The sequence below is a fragment of the Ectothiorhodospira haloalkaliphila ATCC 51935 genome (assembly GCF_000633935.1).
Taxonomy (GTDB): domain Bacteria; phylum Pseudomonadota; class Gammaproteobacteria; order Ectothiorhodospirales; family Ectothiorhodospiraceae; genus Ectothiorhodospira; species Ectothiorhodospira haloalkaliphila.
Map to the genome: position 1 here is coordinate 715,717 of NZ_KK214996.1, position 14,203 is coordinate 729,919.

Below are 14,203 nucleotides of genomic sequence, written 5' to 3' on the forward strand. Positions count from 1 at the left end.
GGCGATCCCAAGGGCAGCCGGCATCACCCCTGCCCCTTGAGCGCCAATGCCTGCTGATACAGGTCATTCTTGGGGACTCCGGTGATCTGCGACGCCAGTTTCGCCGCCTGCTTCACGGGCATCTGCGCCAGACACAGCTCCAGCACCCGAATGGACTCGGCCGACAGGGCATCCCTGGGCGCGTCGGGGGCCCCGGAGACCAGCACCACGAATTCCCCCCGGGTATGATGGGGGTCGCTGCACACCCAGGCGCACAGATCTTCCAGGCTCCCTCCCTGGATCTGCTCGAAGGTCTTCGTCAGCTCCCTGGCCACCACCGCCAGACGCTCCCCCCCCAGCGTGTGGGCCATATCCTCAAGGCTGGCCTGAATGCGATGACTGGATTCATAGAAGATCAGCGTACCGGAGACGGCCATCAGGGCCTCCAGGCGGTGGCGGCGCGCCTGGGCTCGGGCAGGGAGAAAGCCCTCGAACCAGAAACGGTCGGAAGGCAGGCCACTGGCGGACAGGGCCGCGATCAGGGCGGCGGGGCCGGGGATGGGCACCACCCGGATGCCGGCGGCACGGGCAGCCGCCACCAGCCGAAAGCCCGGGTCGCTGATCAGCGGGGTGCCGGCATCACTGACCAGAGCCAGGGATTCACCCTGTGTGAGCCGCTGGACCAGGGCCGGCACCTGCCGGTCCTCATTATGCTCGTGCAGGCTCACTCGAGGAGTCTGGACCCCGTAATGGGTGAGCAGCCCGGCCGTGTGACGGGTATCTTCGGCTGCGATCAGGTCAACACCAGCGAGCACCTGCACGGCGCGCGGGGACAGATCACCCAGATTTCCGATGGGCGTGGCCACCACATGGAGCACCCCACCTTCAATTGACACACCGCACCTCGGCCAAGATACTGACATTCCCATGAAAACAATGTGTCAGTCTAACCCGGCAGAAGCGCTCCGGGAAGGCTCGGCCACCCGCCCAATGCGACCCTGTGGATCACCGATGGACAGACAACCCCACGCCCGCCAGGCCCTCCATGGAAACGCCCACCGGGCAAGCCCCCCCTGGCGCGGGGTGGGGATCGTGGCATTCCTGCTGGTCATCACGCTGCTGCTTTCCGCTTGCGCTGGCATCCCTCGCCCCATGGACGACGCCGAAGAGCGCCTGGCTCAGGCTCAGGCCCTCGAGGAGGCCCAGGAGTATCAGCAAGCGGCAGATCTTTACCTGGAGATCGCTCAGGGCCTGAGAGCCACACCCCGTGCGCGCGTTCAATTGGAGGCCCTGGAGATTCTCACCCGAGAGGACGCCACCCAGGCCCAGCGGAACCGGGCCGGGCGGTTACTGGAGGAGATCGACCGACGTCGTCTGGAGGGCGACGAGCCAGCGCGCCTGGACATCCTGGCGGCGCGACTGGCATTACTGGAGGGGGACCCCGGCACTGCCCTCGAGAGGCTGCCGGAAGACCCCAGGGCCCTGCCCGACCGCCTCGCCCGCCAGGCCCTGGAGGTGGAGGCCCGCGCCCATGGCCATCGAGAGGACTGGATCAGGGCAGTGGACGCCTGGGACGCCCTGGGCGCACGCCAGCCCGATGACGACCGACGCCAGCAAGCATTCGAACGACTCTGGGCGCTGACCCAGGAACTGGACCCGGGCGCCCTCGAAGCCCTGCGGGATCAGGCCGACCGGGCGGCCACCCGGGGCTGGCTGGACCTGGGTCATGTGGCCCGGACCACCCCCCCCAGTCCGCGCGTTCTGGAGGATGCCCTGGATGACTGGCGTGAGCGCCACCGGGATCACCCGGCCGACCCGGTCTTCCTGGAGCGCCTGCGGGAGCAATGGGCTGCCTATACACGGCACCCAGATCACGTGGCGGTACTGCTGCCGCTCACCGGGCGTTTCGGGTCCTCCGCCAACGCCATCCTCGAGGGCATCGTCGCCGCCTACTACGACACCCCCAGGGAAGAACGCACAACGCTTAGGGTGTACGACACGGGCGAGCAGGCGGACGCCAGCTGGACCCAGTACGAAAAGGCCGTGGAAGCCGGGGCCAGCCTGGTGATCGGCCCTCTTGAGCGCTCGGCCGTGAACCGCTTCGCGCGAGAATCCTCCTTGCCGGTGCCCGTGCTGGCGCTGAACCGGGCCGAAACCCGGGACAGTTACCCGGACAATCTCTATCAATTCGGGCTGAACCCGGAGGATGAGGCCGTCCAGGCGGCAGAACGTGCGGTACTCGACGGGCATCATGATGCAGTGGTGATGGTGCCCCGCACCGAACTGGGTGAGCGTCTGCATCGCGCCTTTGAGGACCGTTACGAGACCCTGGGTGGCCTGGTGCGCGATGTCCAGTTCTATGCCCCCGAGGCCACCGATTACAGCGACACGATCATCCAGGGACTGCAGATCCGCGATACCCGCCCCACCCATCGACGCCGTCCATCGGACGACGGTCGGGCAGATCGTGACGCTGATGAGCCCCGGTATCGTGGCGATGTAGACGTCATCTTCCTGTCGGGCGGCCCTCGCCAGGCCCGCCTGATCCGCCCGCAACTGCGCTACTACCAGGCCGGCGACCTGCCGGTGATCGCCACCTCGCATATCTATTCCGGGCGACCCGATGCCCGCGCCGATGCCGACCTGAACGGCATCGTCTTTGCCGACATCCCCTGGCTTCTGGATCAGGTCAACCCTCGCCCGGAACTGCGCGAGACCCTGAACGACCAGCTCTCGAGCACCTCACAGCAGTTGCCACGGCTGGTGGCCCTGGGCTTCGACGCCCTGCAGGTGAGTTCGATGGTGGAACGACTGGCCCGCCAGCGGGGCGAGTATCACCAGGGCCTGACCGGGCGACTGCACCTGGACGAGCAACGACGCATCATCCGCGAACTCAACTGGGCACGCTTCATCGAGGGGGAGCCGCGGGTCATCGGTATTGGCGATGGGCTGATCAACCCACTGGGTGACGCGGCATGGTGAACCGACGGGCGCAGGGGGACGTGGCCGAGGCCCGTGCGCGGACCTATCTGGAATCCCGGGGCTTGCGGTTCGTTCGCGCCCAGTTCCGCTGCAAGGTGGGCGAGATCGATCTGATCATGGAGGACCGCGACAGCCTGGTGTTCGTTGAAGTGCGTCAGCGCCGATCGGGGCGCTACGGGGGCGCGGCCGCCAGCATCAACCACCGCAAGCAGCGGCGCATCCTGGGCGCCGCAGCGTATTATCTGCAAATCCACGGCTGTCAGCGCCCGGCCCGTCTCGACGTGATCGCCATCGAGGCCGACGACCGCATCCAGTGGATACCCAATGCCTTTGAGGCGCAAGCCTGATCCAACCGAGCCCGTTCAATGAATCTGCAAGACATCATCCGCCAGACCTTCGCCGAAACCCTGGAAACCCATCAGGCAGCAGCCGACGCCCTGCCCCCCGCCATCGAACTGGCCGCCAACAACCTGCTCGGGGCCCTTCTGGGCGGACACAAGGTCCTGATCTGCGGCAACGGTGGGTCGGCAGCGGATGCCCAGCATTTTGCCTCGGAGATGGTCAACCGGTTCGAACATGACCGACCGGGCCTCCCCGCCATCGCCCTGACCACCGATACCTCCACCCTCACCTCCATCGCCAATGACGATGCCTTCGAGCAGATCTTCGCCCGGCAGGTTCGCGTGCTGGGACAGGGGGGTGATGTGCTCGTGGCCATTTCCACCTCCGGCCGGTCACCCAACATCCTTGAAGCCATCCATGCAGCGCGTGAACGTGATCTGCAGGTGATCGCCCTGACCGGACGGGATGGAGGCCCGCTGGCGGAATTACTGACGGAGCGCGACGTGGAGATCCGTGTACCCTCCGAGCGCACGGCACGTATCCAGGAGGTGCACCTGGTGGTCATCCACTCCCTGTGCGATCTGATTGATCGGCAGCTGCTGGGTATCCGCCCATGACCACTCCCGATCCGGAAAGGCCTCTGTCCAAGGCGGCCATCAAGGCCCTCAAGGACGCGGTGGGGGCAGGCAATCTACTGACGGAAGCGGCCGATCGCTGGCCCTACGGCGGCGACAACTCGCGTCTGCATGCGCCACCGCAGGCGGTGGCTTTCGCCACAGACGCGGACCAGATCCAGGCCCTGGTGGATGCCTGCCGAAGCCACTGGATCCCGCTGGTGACCCGAGGGCTTGGCTCGGGCACCACGGGTGCCACCGTGCCCGATCAGGGAGGCGTGGTGCTCTCCATGGAGCGCATGAACCGCATTCTGGAAGTGGACCCGGACAACCGGATGATGGTGGTGGAGCCAGGGGTGACCAATCAGGCGGTGCAGGATGCCGCCGCCCAACACGGGTTTTTCTGGCCCCCGGACCCCACCAGCGCGGCCTACTGCACCGTGGGCGGCAACCTGGCCTACAACTCGGCCGGACCCCGGGCGGTGAAATACGGCACCCCCCGGGAAAACACCCTGGGCCTCACGGCCGTCACCGGGGCCGGGCGCCTGCTTCGCACGGGCGTCTACACCACCAAGGGCGTGGTGGGCTATGACCTCACCCGCCTGTTGATCGGCTCGGAGGGAACACTGGGCGTCATTACCCAGGCCACCTTGCGCCTCACCCCCCTGGCAGAGGGAAAGCGCACCCTGCAGGCAGTGTATGACTCCATGGATGCTGCCGCCCAGGCCGTCTCCCGCATCATGGCTCAGCCGGTGGTGCCCTGCGCCCTGGAATTCATGGATGGCCGAGCCATCGAAATGATCCGCGACTATTCCCAGGCAAACCTTCCCGAAGCCGCGGGGGCGCTGCTGATGATTGAAGTGGACGGCCCCCTGGCAGGGCTGGATGACGCCGCCCAAAGGGTGGCCGATGCGGCCCGCGGGAAAGGCAACCTGAGCGTGGCGCTGGCCAAATCCGAAAACGAGGTCAAGGCCCTGTGGGCCACTCGCAAGGCACTCTCCCCTGCCCTGCGGCGCGTGGCACCCAAGAAGATCAACGAGGATGTAGTGGTGCCGGTCTCCCGCATCCCCGAGCTGATCCGGGGTCTGGAGTCACTGGGCCGCCGACATGACATCACCATCGTCTGCTTCGGACATGCCGGCAACGGCAACATCCACGTCAATCTGCTGATCGACCCGGACGACGCCCGTCAGATGAAGGCCGCCGCGACCTGCCTGGACCAGGTGTTCACCCTGGTACTGGAGCTGCGCGGCAGCATCTCCGGCGAACACGGCGTGGGGCTGGCCAAGCGGGATTTTGTGGGTCGGGAGCTGGGAGCAGAAGTGCTCGGTCTGATGGAGGGCATCAAGGCCACCTTCGATCCGGCGGGCATCCTCAATCCTGGCAAGGGCGTGCCGCCCGCCCCACAGTAGCCCGCCACCGGGGGGCCACCGGGCGTTTCGCTGCGCACGCATGTGGGAGCGGCCCTCGGCCGCGAAGGGTCTTCTCAAAACGAAGCCACAACAGCCTCCGAACCTCGTCGGGGCGGTGTGCCTGGGAGCGGGTGTTCGCCGCATGGATGCGGCGGCCAAGCCTACAGGGATGTATTCACGGCGTCCCGCGGACAGGCATACCGCCCCGACGAGGTTCACTCCGCTGCCAACCGAGGGGGATGGTGTGCGGGCTCTGACCCTTCGCGGCCGAGGGCCGCTCCCACAGTCAGAATCACACAGGGTGGTGAGGGTTTACTTGACCACCCGAAGGCTCGGGCCCTTCTTCTGGGCGCCGGAATCGCCGGTGCCGGAGCCGTTATCGTCCCCGCCACCCTCCGGCGGAGGCTCATCGCCATCGCCGGGCTCGGCGAACATCATGCCCTGGCCGTTCTCGCGCGTGTAGATGGCCAGCACCCGATCCACGGGGATGATCACGTTCATGGGACGCCCACCAAAGCGGGCGCTGAACGTCACCTCTTCATTGCCAATGCTCAGAGCGCTGACCGCCATGGGGGCCACGTTCAGCACGATACGACCCGCCTCCACATACTCGCGCGGCACCACCACTTCCGGCGCCGCGTCCACCAGCAGGTGGGGCGTCATGTCATTGTCGGCGATCCACTCGTAAATGGCTCGAATCAGGTAGGGACGACTGGAAGTCATGGTAGGGCTCAAACTGGGCTGCTCTTGCTGACGTGGGTCGCGGGGCGCCTGCGCGGTGCCCGGTAACGGAAGCACAACCGCCCGAGGCCCCGTGATCAGTGCATTTCCTTTTCTGCCTCGGTGAGGCTGTGCTGGAAAGCCTCGCGCGCAAACACGCGGCGACCATAGTCCCGCACGGGCTTTGGCAGCTTGTCCATGGGGATTCCCAGGGTGGGCAAGCGCCATAGCACCGGCGCCACCGCAGCATCCACCAGGCTGAATTCATCACTGAGAAAATAGGGCTTGATGGCGAAGATCTCGCTTGAGGACACGAGGCTCTCCAGCAGGATCTTGCGCGCGCGATTGGCTGCAGCCTTGTCTGTGGCTGCCTCCAGATTCTCCACACCCCGATACCAGTCCTGTTCGATGCGATACAGGGCCAATCGGGCCGTGGCACGGGAAACCGGGTCCACCGGCATCAGCGGCGGATGAGGAAATCGCTCGTCCAGATATTCCTGTATGACCTGCGTACCGTACAAAACCAGGTCCCGATCCACAAGGGTGGGTACGGAATTGTAGGGATTGAGATGGGACAGGTCTTCGGGTCTGGATTCAGGGTCGATATGGGTGATATCGACGGTGATGTCCTTTTCAGCCAGCACAACTCTCACCGCGTGGCAACGCGGACAGGCGGGTGCTGAAAAGAGCGTCATGACGGATCTACGGTTGGCGACTAACGCCATGGAGGCTCTCCATAAGGCAGGCCGCGCCATGCGCGACCGCCAAACACGGGGGGCGTCCCTGCCCCGGGCTAACGATGACGATCAATGAACGTCGCGCCAGTATTCCTTCTTCAACAGGTAGGCCAGGATGGTGAACACGATCAGGAACCAGATCACGTACATGCCCATGGCTTCGCGCTCCATGCGGATCGGCTCGGCCACGTAGGTCATGAAGGCGGTGATGTCGCGGACCACTTCGTCATATTCCTCAGCGGACATCTTGCCCTCTTCCACCAGTTCCAGCTTGATCTCGCCGTCCTCGCCCACGTTCTTCTGCCAGCCCTGAAGCTCCCACAGGACATGGGGCATGCCCATGGCCTCGAAGGTGGCGTTGTTCACGCCCAGAGGGCGGGAATCATCCAGGTAGAAGTTGCGCAGCACGGTGTAGATCCAGTCCGGGCTATTGGCGCGAGCGGTGAGAGTCAGGTCCGGCGCGGGCTGCGCGAACCATTCCTCGGCATCATCCGGACGCATGGCGATCTTGATCAACTCGCCCACACCCGTGGGATCGCCAGCAGCATCCCGAGTGTGCACGAACTTCTCCGCCACCTGCTCGTCGGTGAGACCCAGATCCTGACCGATGCGGTTGTAACGCGCATGCTCCAGGGAATGACAGCCGATGCAGTACTGGAAGAAGTACTCGGCCCCCCGCTGAATGGATGCGGTATCGCTCAGGTCGATGTTGGCCCGATCCAGGGGGGCGGACGGCCCGGCCGCCATGGCCGGACCCGCCGGCACCAGGCAGGCCACTACAAATGCTAATGTCGCAAATTTTTTCATCACGAAGTCACCCTCGCCGGAACCGGCTTTTCCTCGTTGAAGCTCGTGTACAGGGGTGCCAGCAGGCAGATCGTCAGGTACGCCGTGGGCAGAAGCCACCAGGTCATGGCCATGGTCGGATCGGCGCCGCCCTCGACCCGCAGGAAATCCCAGTAGGTGTAACCTGCCACGATGACCAGGAAGGAGGCCCAGCTGAACGTGAAGGATCGAGGCTTGCTATGGAACCACAACACGAAGAAGAACGCGCAGTAGATCGTGGTCAGACGTAGACCCAGTTCTGCGTAGAAGGGCTCCACCGCCTGCATGCCCAGCCAACCCAGAACGATGAACGCGATGGCGAATACCACCAGGTTGAACTTGTGGATGGCACTGCGATAGCGCACGGAGTTGATGGGGTTGCGATCCAGCCAGGGCAGGAAGAACAGGATCAGCACCGCACCGAACATCAGCAACACGCCAAGGAACGGATCGGGCACCACGCGCAGGATGGTGTAGAAAGTACCGAAGTACCACACGGGATGGATCAGATCGGGGGTCACCATCGGATCGGCCTGTTCAAAGTTGGCCTTCTCGATGAAGTAGCCGCCGGCTTCCGGGGCGAAGAACACCACGGCGAAGAACAGGATCAGGAAGACGCCGAAGCCGATCATGTCCTTGACGGTGTAGTAGGGGTGGAAGGGAATACCGTCCAGAGGAACGCCGTCGTCACCCTTGAACTTCTTGATGTCCACACCATCCGGGTTATTGGAACCCACGGCATGCAGCGCCACGATGTGGGCAAACACCAGCATGATCAGCACCAGCGGCAGGGCAGCCACGTGCAGAGCAAAGAACCGGGTCAGCGTGGCATCAGAGATCAGGAAGTCACCACGGATCCAGGTCACCAGCTCAGGGCCGATGAACGGTATGGTCGCGAACAGATTCACGATCACCTGCGCACCCCAGTAGGACATCTGACCCCAGGGCAGCATGTAGCCGGCAAATGCCTCGGCCATGAGCACCAGGTAGATGGCCACACCGATCACCCACACCAGTTCACGCGGCTTCTTGTAGGAACCGTAAAGCAGGGCACGGAACATGTGCAGATAGACCACGATGAAGAAGGCCGACGCCCCCGTGGTGTGCATGTAGCGGATGAGCCAGCCCCATTCCACGTCACGCATGATGTATTCAACGGAAGCAAATGCCAGTTCGGCATCCGGCTTGTAGAACATGGTCAGGAAAATGCCCGACACGATCTGGATGGCCAGCACCAGCATGGCCAGAGAACCGAAGTAATACCAGAAGTTGAAATTCTTCGGCGCGTAGTACTGCGCCAGGTGCTCATTCCAGGTCTTGGTGAGCGGATACCTGGCGTCGACCCATTCTAGAAGAGCTCTCATAATGCGACTCCTTCCTCGTCCTCACCGATGACGAGCAGTGTTTCCGACTCATACTTGTGCACGGGCACCACCAGGTTTGTGGGCGCTGGCATATTGCGCCATACGCGCCCGGCCAGATCGAAGCGCGAGCCGTGGCAGGCGCAGAAGTAACCGCCCTTCCAGTTTTCCCCCAGGTCGGACGGAGCCAGTTCGGGGCGGTAACTGGGCGAGCAGCCCAAGTGGGTGCAGATGCCCACCAGCACGGAGTATTCCGGCTTTCTGGAGCGGGTTTCGTTTTGTGCGTAGGCGGGCTGCTGCGACTCCACCTGGGAGTCCGGATCCACCAGGCGTGGCCGGTTTTCCGGAAGCAGATCAAGCATTTCCGGCGTGCGGTGAGTGATCCACACAGGCTGGCCGCGCCATTCGACACGAACCAACTGACCGGGCTCAACCTGGCTTACATCGAATTCCACCGGTGCACCCGCTGCCTGAGCACGCGCACTGGGGGACCACGATGCCAGATACGGATAGGCTAACGCTGCGACCCCGGCCCCGCCGACCACGCTGGTCGCCGCCACCAGGAATCGCCGTCGATTCTGGTTCACGTCTTCATAAGACATTAATTAAGATCTCCCGTTGAGTTCCAACAAAAAGCCGCTGGCCGCTGGGCGCCCGGCGCCGACCGAGCGCAAGGAAAGACGCGCCGCCTGACACTAAAACCCCTCGGCCCACCGGGGCACTCAAAACGCGGTAGCATTCCCGAAGAAGCCCCAGAGGTCAAGAGAAAACTGGCACAGAATCCGTACCACTCTGATTTAAATAGGGTTTTCAATATCTATAAATTCATGCGAAAGTGCTAATGTTTGAGCCAGGTATTCACCCAAAGCCTTCGGTCCATAGCGTTCGGTGGCATGATGCCCCGCCGCAAAAAAGTGAATGCCCTCCTCGCGGGCCACATGCACGGTCTGCTCGGAGACCTCGCCGGTGATGAAGGCATCCAGCCCCAGGGCCACGGCCTGCTCGATCATTCCCTGGGCACCGCCGGTGCACCAACCCACACGCTGGATGGACTCCGGGCCGGATGCAATCCACAAGGGCTCACGTTGCAGTCGCCGGGCGATGCGATCCTTCAATTCCTGTCCTGATAGGACCTGCAGCGGACGACCAAAGTTGCCCACGCCGTCGGGGCGCATGAGGCCCTCCACCTGAAACTCCAGCAACCGCGCCAGTTGGGCGTTGTTGCCCAGTTCCGGATGAGCATCCAGAGGCAGATGATAGGCCAGCAGGTTGATGTCGTGGGCCAGCAGCAGGCGCAAGCGTTCGCGCTTCATGCCGGTGACGCGGGCATCCTCACCTTTCCAGAAATACCCATGATGCACCAGCAGGGCATCGGCCCCATGCTGGATCGCCGCTTCGATCAGGGCGCGACTGGCAGTGACGCCGGTGACCAGCCGACCCACATGGGGTCGCCCCTGCACCTGCAACCCATTGGGGCTGTAGTCGGTGAAGGCACTCACGTTGAGCAGGTCATCGACGTGACTCACCAGATCCTGGATGGCAACCATGGGGGACCTCCGTAATGGGCAGCGCTTCAAACTGCGTATATAAGCATTGTGTTATTGTAGCGGCATGATCCGAATCAGTCCCTTCCTTCTGCAGGTGGTTGGCGTCGGCGTGGCTGTGGCCGTGCTCATGCTGCTGTTCTTCCCCGACCTGCTGCGGGAACCGCAGCCGCGAGTGGAGGTGTTGCAGAGCGACCGGCCTGCGCCGCTCGTCCTGGGAGAGGGACCGGTCTCCTATGCCGACGCGGTCGACCGGGCCACCCCTGCAGTGGTGAACATCCACACACGCAAGACGGTGGTGCAACGGGGTCATCCCTTCATGGACGACCCGGTGTTTCGTCAGTTCTTCGGTGATCGCTTCGACACTCCGCAACGTCGCACCCAGACCAGCCTGGGCTCCGGTGTGATCATCAGCCCGCAAGGGTACATCCTCACCAACAACCACGTCATTGAGGGCGCCGACGAGATCGAGACCATGCTCGCCGATGGGCGTAACCTGCCGGCCCAGGTGGTGGGCACGGATCCGGAGACGGACCTGGCCGTGCTGCGCATCGAATCCGGTGAAGGCCCCCTGCCCAGCATCGTGGTGGGAGACTCGCGGCACCTGCGTGTGGGGGATGTGGTCCTGGCCATCGGCAACCCATTTGGCGTGGGACAGACCGTGACCCAGGGGATCGTCAGCGCCACCGGCCGCAGTCGACTGGGCATCAACACCTACGAGGATTTCATTCAGACCGACGCCGCCATCAATCCTGGCAACTCAGGCGGCGCCCTGGTCAACGCCCATGGCGAACTGGTGGGCGTGAACACCGCCATCTTCACCCGCTCGGGGGGGTCGCAGGGCATCGGTTTCGCGATCCCCGTGGATCTGGCTCGGGACGTGATGACCCAGATCATCGAGCAGGGGGCCGTGGTGCGCGGCTGGCTGGGCATCGAGGTACAGGAGATCACGCCGCAACTGGCCCAGTCCTTCGGTCTCGCGGACAGCCGGGGCATCCTCATCGCCGGCGTGCTGGGCACCGGACCGGCGGCCCGGGCCGGCATCCGCCCCGGGGACATCTTCACCCATATCGATGGCGACCGCATCAACGACGCCCAGGACGCCCTGAATTTCATCGCCCGCAAAAAACCGGGCAAGACCCTGCGCATCCAGGGGCTGCGCGATGGGGAGCCCTTCGAGATCCGGGCCGAGGTGGGGAAAAGACCGACGGCGAGGCGCTGATTCAGCGACCACCGCTTTCGCGCTTTCGCGGCCGAGGGCCGCCGCCCACACAATCCTCTGTCGCTTCAGGCGGTGGCGAGTGCGCCTTTCAGGGCCTCCAGGAACTGCTGATTCTCCGCGGGCGTGCCCACCGTCACGCGCAGGCAATCGGCAAGCAGGCCACCCTGGCCGGAGAGGTCCTTGATGAGCACGCCGCGATCACGGATACCCTCGAACACCACTCGCCCCTTGCCTCGCGGCACCCGGAAAAGGACGAAGTTGGCCTCACTGGGGAAGGGCTTGACCCCCGATATCGACTCCAGCGATTGGTGCAGGACCTCGCGATCCCGGCGAATGGCTGCCGCCTGCTCGTCCAGCACCTCGTGATGGTCCAGGGCGAATTCCGCCGCCACCTGGGTGAGCACGTTCACGTTGTAGGGCAGACGCACCTTCTCCAACTCGTCCATCCAAGGCGCAGGGCCGCACAGATACCCCAGTCGCAGACCGGCCAGGCCCAGCTTGGACACGGTCCGCATCACCAGCAGGCGCTCATACCGATCCAGGTCGGCCAGAAAGCTGTCATCGGCAAAGGGGCCATAGGCCTCGTCCACGACCACCAGCCCCGGTGCACGGGCAATCAGCGACTCCACGTCCTGCCGCGACCAGCGGTTACCGGTGGGGTTATTGGGATAGGCCAGGAAGACCACCGCGGGTTGATGGGTGTCCAGGGCCCGCTCCATGGCGGGCATGTCCAGGGAGAAGTCCTCATTGAGGGGGACACCCACGAACTCCAGGCCCAGCCAGCGGGAGATCATGCGATACATGACGAAACCCGGCTCTGGTGCCATGATCACGCGCCCCGGAGCAGCCACGGCCATGAGCAGGATCTGGATCAATTCGTCCGAGCCATTGCCCAGCATCAATCGCGCCGCATCGGGCACCTGCATCACCCGGCGCAGCGCCAGGGTCAGACGTGTGCCCTGAGGATCGGGATAGCGGTTCATGGCCACCCGGGACAGGCGCTCAGCCCAGGCTGATTGCAGTGATGCGGGCCATTCGTAGGGGTTTTCCATGGCGTCCAGCTTAACCAGTCCCTGGGACGAGGGCACGGGATAAGCAGACAGTTCCCGAATCTGTGGCCGAACAAGGTCCGCAGGCGTGGCCATGGTCATGGCTGGGCATCCGGGTCCTGGCGGTATTCCGCGGAACGCGCATGGGCGACCAGGCCCTCGCCCCGGGCCAGAACCGAGGCCGTGCGGCCCAGATCGGCAGCGCCCGCCGGGGAGCACTGGATCAGGCTGGAACGCTTCTGGAAATCATACACCCCCAGTGGCGAGGAAAAGCGGGCCGTGCGCGAGGTGGGCAGCACATGGTTGGGGCCGGCGCAGTAATCCCCCACCGCCTCGGCCGTGTGACGTCCCATGAAGATGGCGCCCGCATGACGAATACCCGGCACCAGGGTCTCGGGATCTGCCACCGACAGTTCAAGGTGCTCCGGTGCAATGTGGTTGGCCACCTGCACCGCCTCCTCCATGTCCCGCACCTGGATCAGTGCCCCTCGGTCCGCCAGGGAGGTGCGAATGATCCCGGCCCGCGGCATCTCGGTGAGCAGCTCGTCCATGGCAGCGGCCACCCCATCCAGAAAGGCACCATCCGGACTGACCAGCATGGCCTGGGCATCCTCGTCATGCTCCGCCTGGGAGAACAGGTCAGCAGCGATCCAGCGCGGGTCGGTCTTGCCATCGCAGACCACCAGAATTTCCGAGGGACCGGCCACCATGTCGATGCCCACGGTACCGAAGACCATGCGCTTGGCGGTGGCCACATAAATGTTGCCGGGCCCGACGATCTTGTCCACCGGTGGCACCGTCTGGGTGCCATAGGCCAGAGCGGCCACCGCCTGGGCGCCGCCGATGGCGAACACCCGATCAACACCGGCTACAGACGCCGCCGCCAGCACCAGGTCGTTCACCACGCCGTCCGGGGTAGGCACCACCATGATCACCTCGGGCACTCCGGCCACCTTGGCGGGCACGGCGTTCATGATCACCGACGAGGGATAGGCGGCCTTGCCGCCGGGCACGTACAGGCCCACCCGGTCCAGGGGCGTGACCTTCTGCCCCAGCATCGTGCCATCGGCCTCGGTGTAGCACCAATCAGACATCTTCTGGTGTTCGGCATAGCTGCGCACGCGAGCGGCGGCGCGCTCCAGGGCCTCACGCTGTTCCTGAGGAATGGTCTCCAGTGCCCGGGCCAGGCGCGTCTGGGGAATTTCCAGTTCATGCAGGTCGTGGCACTCCAGGCGATCGAAACGGGCGGTGTATTCCAGCACCGCCGCATCGCCACGCTGGCGCACGTCTGCCAGGATGTCGGTGACGGCGCGGGTCACGGCCTCATCGGAGACCCCTTCCCAGGCCAGCAGCTCGTCGAGCCGGACCATGAAGTCGGTCTGTGTGGAATCCAGTCGATTGATCTTTGGCATGACG

Annotated in this window: 14 protein-coding genes; 5 read left to right on the forward strand and 9 right to left on the reverse strand. The window is 64.4% G+C overall.

Annotation, left to right across the window (positions count from 1 at the left end; genetic code table 11):
• Positions 1–23 precede the first annotated feature (23 nt).
• Positions 24–875, reverse strand: a complete 852-nt coding sequence (gene rsmI, locus ECTHA_RS0105205; RefSeq protein ID WP_238623700.1) for a 16S rRNA (cytidine(1402)-2'-O)-methyltransferase — start codon at positions 873–875, stop codon at positions 24–26.
• Positions 876–990: 115 nt separating this feature from the next.
• Between rsmI and ECTHA_RS17155 the strand changes: the two genes are divergently transcribed.
• From ECTHA_RS17155 to ECTHA_RS0105225, 4 genes are read left to right on the forward strand one after another with little or no spacing between them, the layout of a single operon-like run.
• Positions 991–2,961: a penicillin-binding protein activator gene (locus ECTHA_RS17155; RefSeq protein ID WP_025280599.1), complete on the forward strand. Its 1,971-nt coding sequence runs from the start codon at positions 991–993 to the stop codon at positions 2,959–2,961.
• Entirely contained in the window at positions 2,955–3,308 is a 354-nt protein-coding gene (locus tag ECTHA_RS0105215; protein WP_029762222.1) for a YraN family protein, read from the forward strand. The genes ECTHA_RS17155 and ECTHA_RS0105215 overlap by 7 nt, the downstream gene beginning before the upstream one ends.
• Positions 3,309–3,326: 18 nt before the next feature.
• Positions 3,327–3,920 carry a phosphoheptose isomerase gene (locus ECTHA_RS0105220; protein WP_025280597.1) on the forward strand — a complete coding sequence of 198 codons (594 nt, stop codon included), beginning with the start codon at positions 3,327–3,329 and terminating at the stop codon, positions 3,918–3,920.
• On the forward strand, positions 3,917–5,329 hold the full coding sequence (locus ECTHA_RS0105225) for an FAD-binding oxidoreductase (protein WP_025280596.1): 1,413 nt from the start codon (positions 3,917–3,919) through the stop codon (positions 5,327–5,329). Before ECTHA_RS0105220 ends, ECTHA_RS0105225 begins: the two co-directional genes overlap by 4 nt.
• A 312-nt stretch (positions 5,330–5,641) precedes the next feature.
• Here ECTHA_RS0105225 and ECTHA_RS0105230 read toward each other — a convergent pair whose 3' ends face one another.
• The 6 genes from ECTHA_RS0105230 to ECTHA_RS0105255 all read right to left on the reverse strand — a co-directional run bounded on the left by ECTHA_RS0105230 (position 5,642) and on the right by ECTHA_RS0105255 (position 10,519).
• Positions 5,642–6,052 (reverse strand): ClpXP protease specificity-enhancing factor, encoded by a 411-nt coding sequence (locus ECTHA_RS0105230; protein ID WP_025280595.1) that lies wholly within the window; start codon positions 6,050–6,052, stop codon positions 5,642–5,644.
• A gap of 95 nt (positions 6,053–6,147) precedes the next feature.
• Positions 6,148–6,774 (reverse strand): glutathione S-transferase N-terminal domain-containing protein, encoded by a 627-nt coding sequence (locus ECTHA_RS0105235; RefSeq protein WP_025280594.1) that lies wholly within the window; start codon positions 6,772–6,774, stop codon positions 6,148–6,150.
• Positions 6,775–6,855: 81 nt separating this feature from the next.
• Positions 6,856–7,593 (reverse strand): cytochrome c1, encoded by a 738-nt coding sequence (locus tag ECTHA_RS0105240; RefSeq protein WP_025280593.1) that lies wholly within the window; start codon positions 7,591–7,593, stop codon positions 6,856–6,858.
• Positions 7,593–8,975, reverse strand: coding sequence for a cytochrome b (locus ECTHA_RS0105245; protein ID WP_025280592.1), 1,383 nt, complete (start codon positions 8,973–8,975; stop codon positions 7,593–7,595). The genes ECTHA_RS0105240 and ECTHA_RS0105245 overlap by 1 nt, the downstream gene beginning before the upstream one ends.
• Positions 8,972–9,574, reverse strand: a complete 603-nt coding sequence (gene petA / locus ECTHA_RS0105250) for a ubiquinol-cytochrome c reductase iron-sulfur subunit (RefSeq protein ID WP_025280591.1) — start codon at positions 9,572–9,574, stop codon at positions 8,972–8,974. The genes ECTHA_RS0105245 and petA overlap by 4 nt, the downstream gene beginning before the upstream one ends.
• A 195-nt stretch (positions 9,575–9,769) precedes the next feature.
• Positions 9,770–10,519, reverse strand: a complete 750-nt coding sequence (locus ECTHA_RS0105255; protein ID WP_025280590.1) for a Nif3-like dinuclear metal center hexameric protein — start codon at positions 10,517–10,519, stop codon at positions 9,770–9,772.
• Between the two features lie 64 nt (positions 10,520–10,583).
• Between ECTHA_RS0105255 and ECTHA_RS0105260 the strand changes: the two genes are divergently transcribed.
• Positions 10,584–11,738: a Do family serine endopeptidase gene (locus ECTHA_RS0105260; protein WP_025280589.1), complete on the forward strand. Its 1,155-nt coding sequence runs from the start codon at positions 10,584–10,586 to the stop codon at positions 11,736–11,738.
• 65 nt (positions 11,739–11,803) lie between these two features.
• On the opposite strand, the gene hisC is transcribed toward ECTHA_RS0105260, so the two are convergent.
• A complete protein-coding gene (gene hisC / locus ECTHA_RS0105265; protein WP_025280588.1) occupies positions 11,804–12,889 on the reverse strand; it encodes a histidinol-phosphate transaminase in 1,086 nt (361 codons plus the stop codon).
• Complete coding sequence (gene hisD / locus ECTHA_RS0105270) at positions 12,886–14,199, reverse strand: histidinol dehydrogenase (RefSeq protein WP_025280587.1); 1,314 nt, start codon at positions 14,197–14,199, stop codon at positions 12,886–12,888. The genes hisC and hisD overlap by 4 nt, the downstream gene beginning before the upstream one ends.
• Positions 14,200–14,203: the final 4 nt, after the last annotated feature.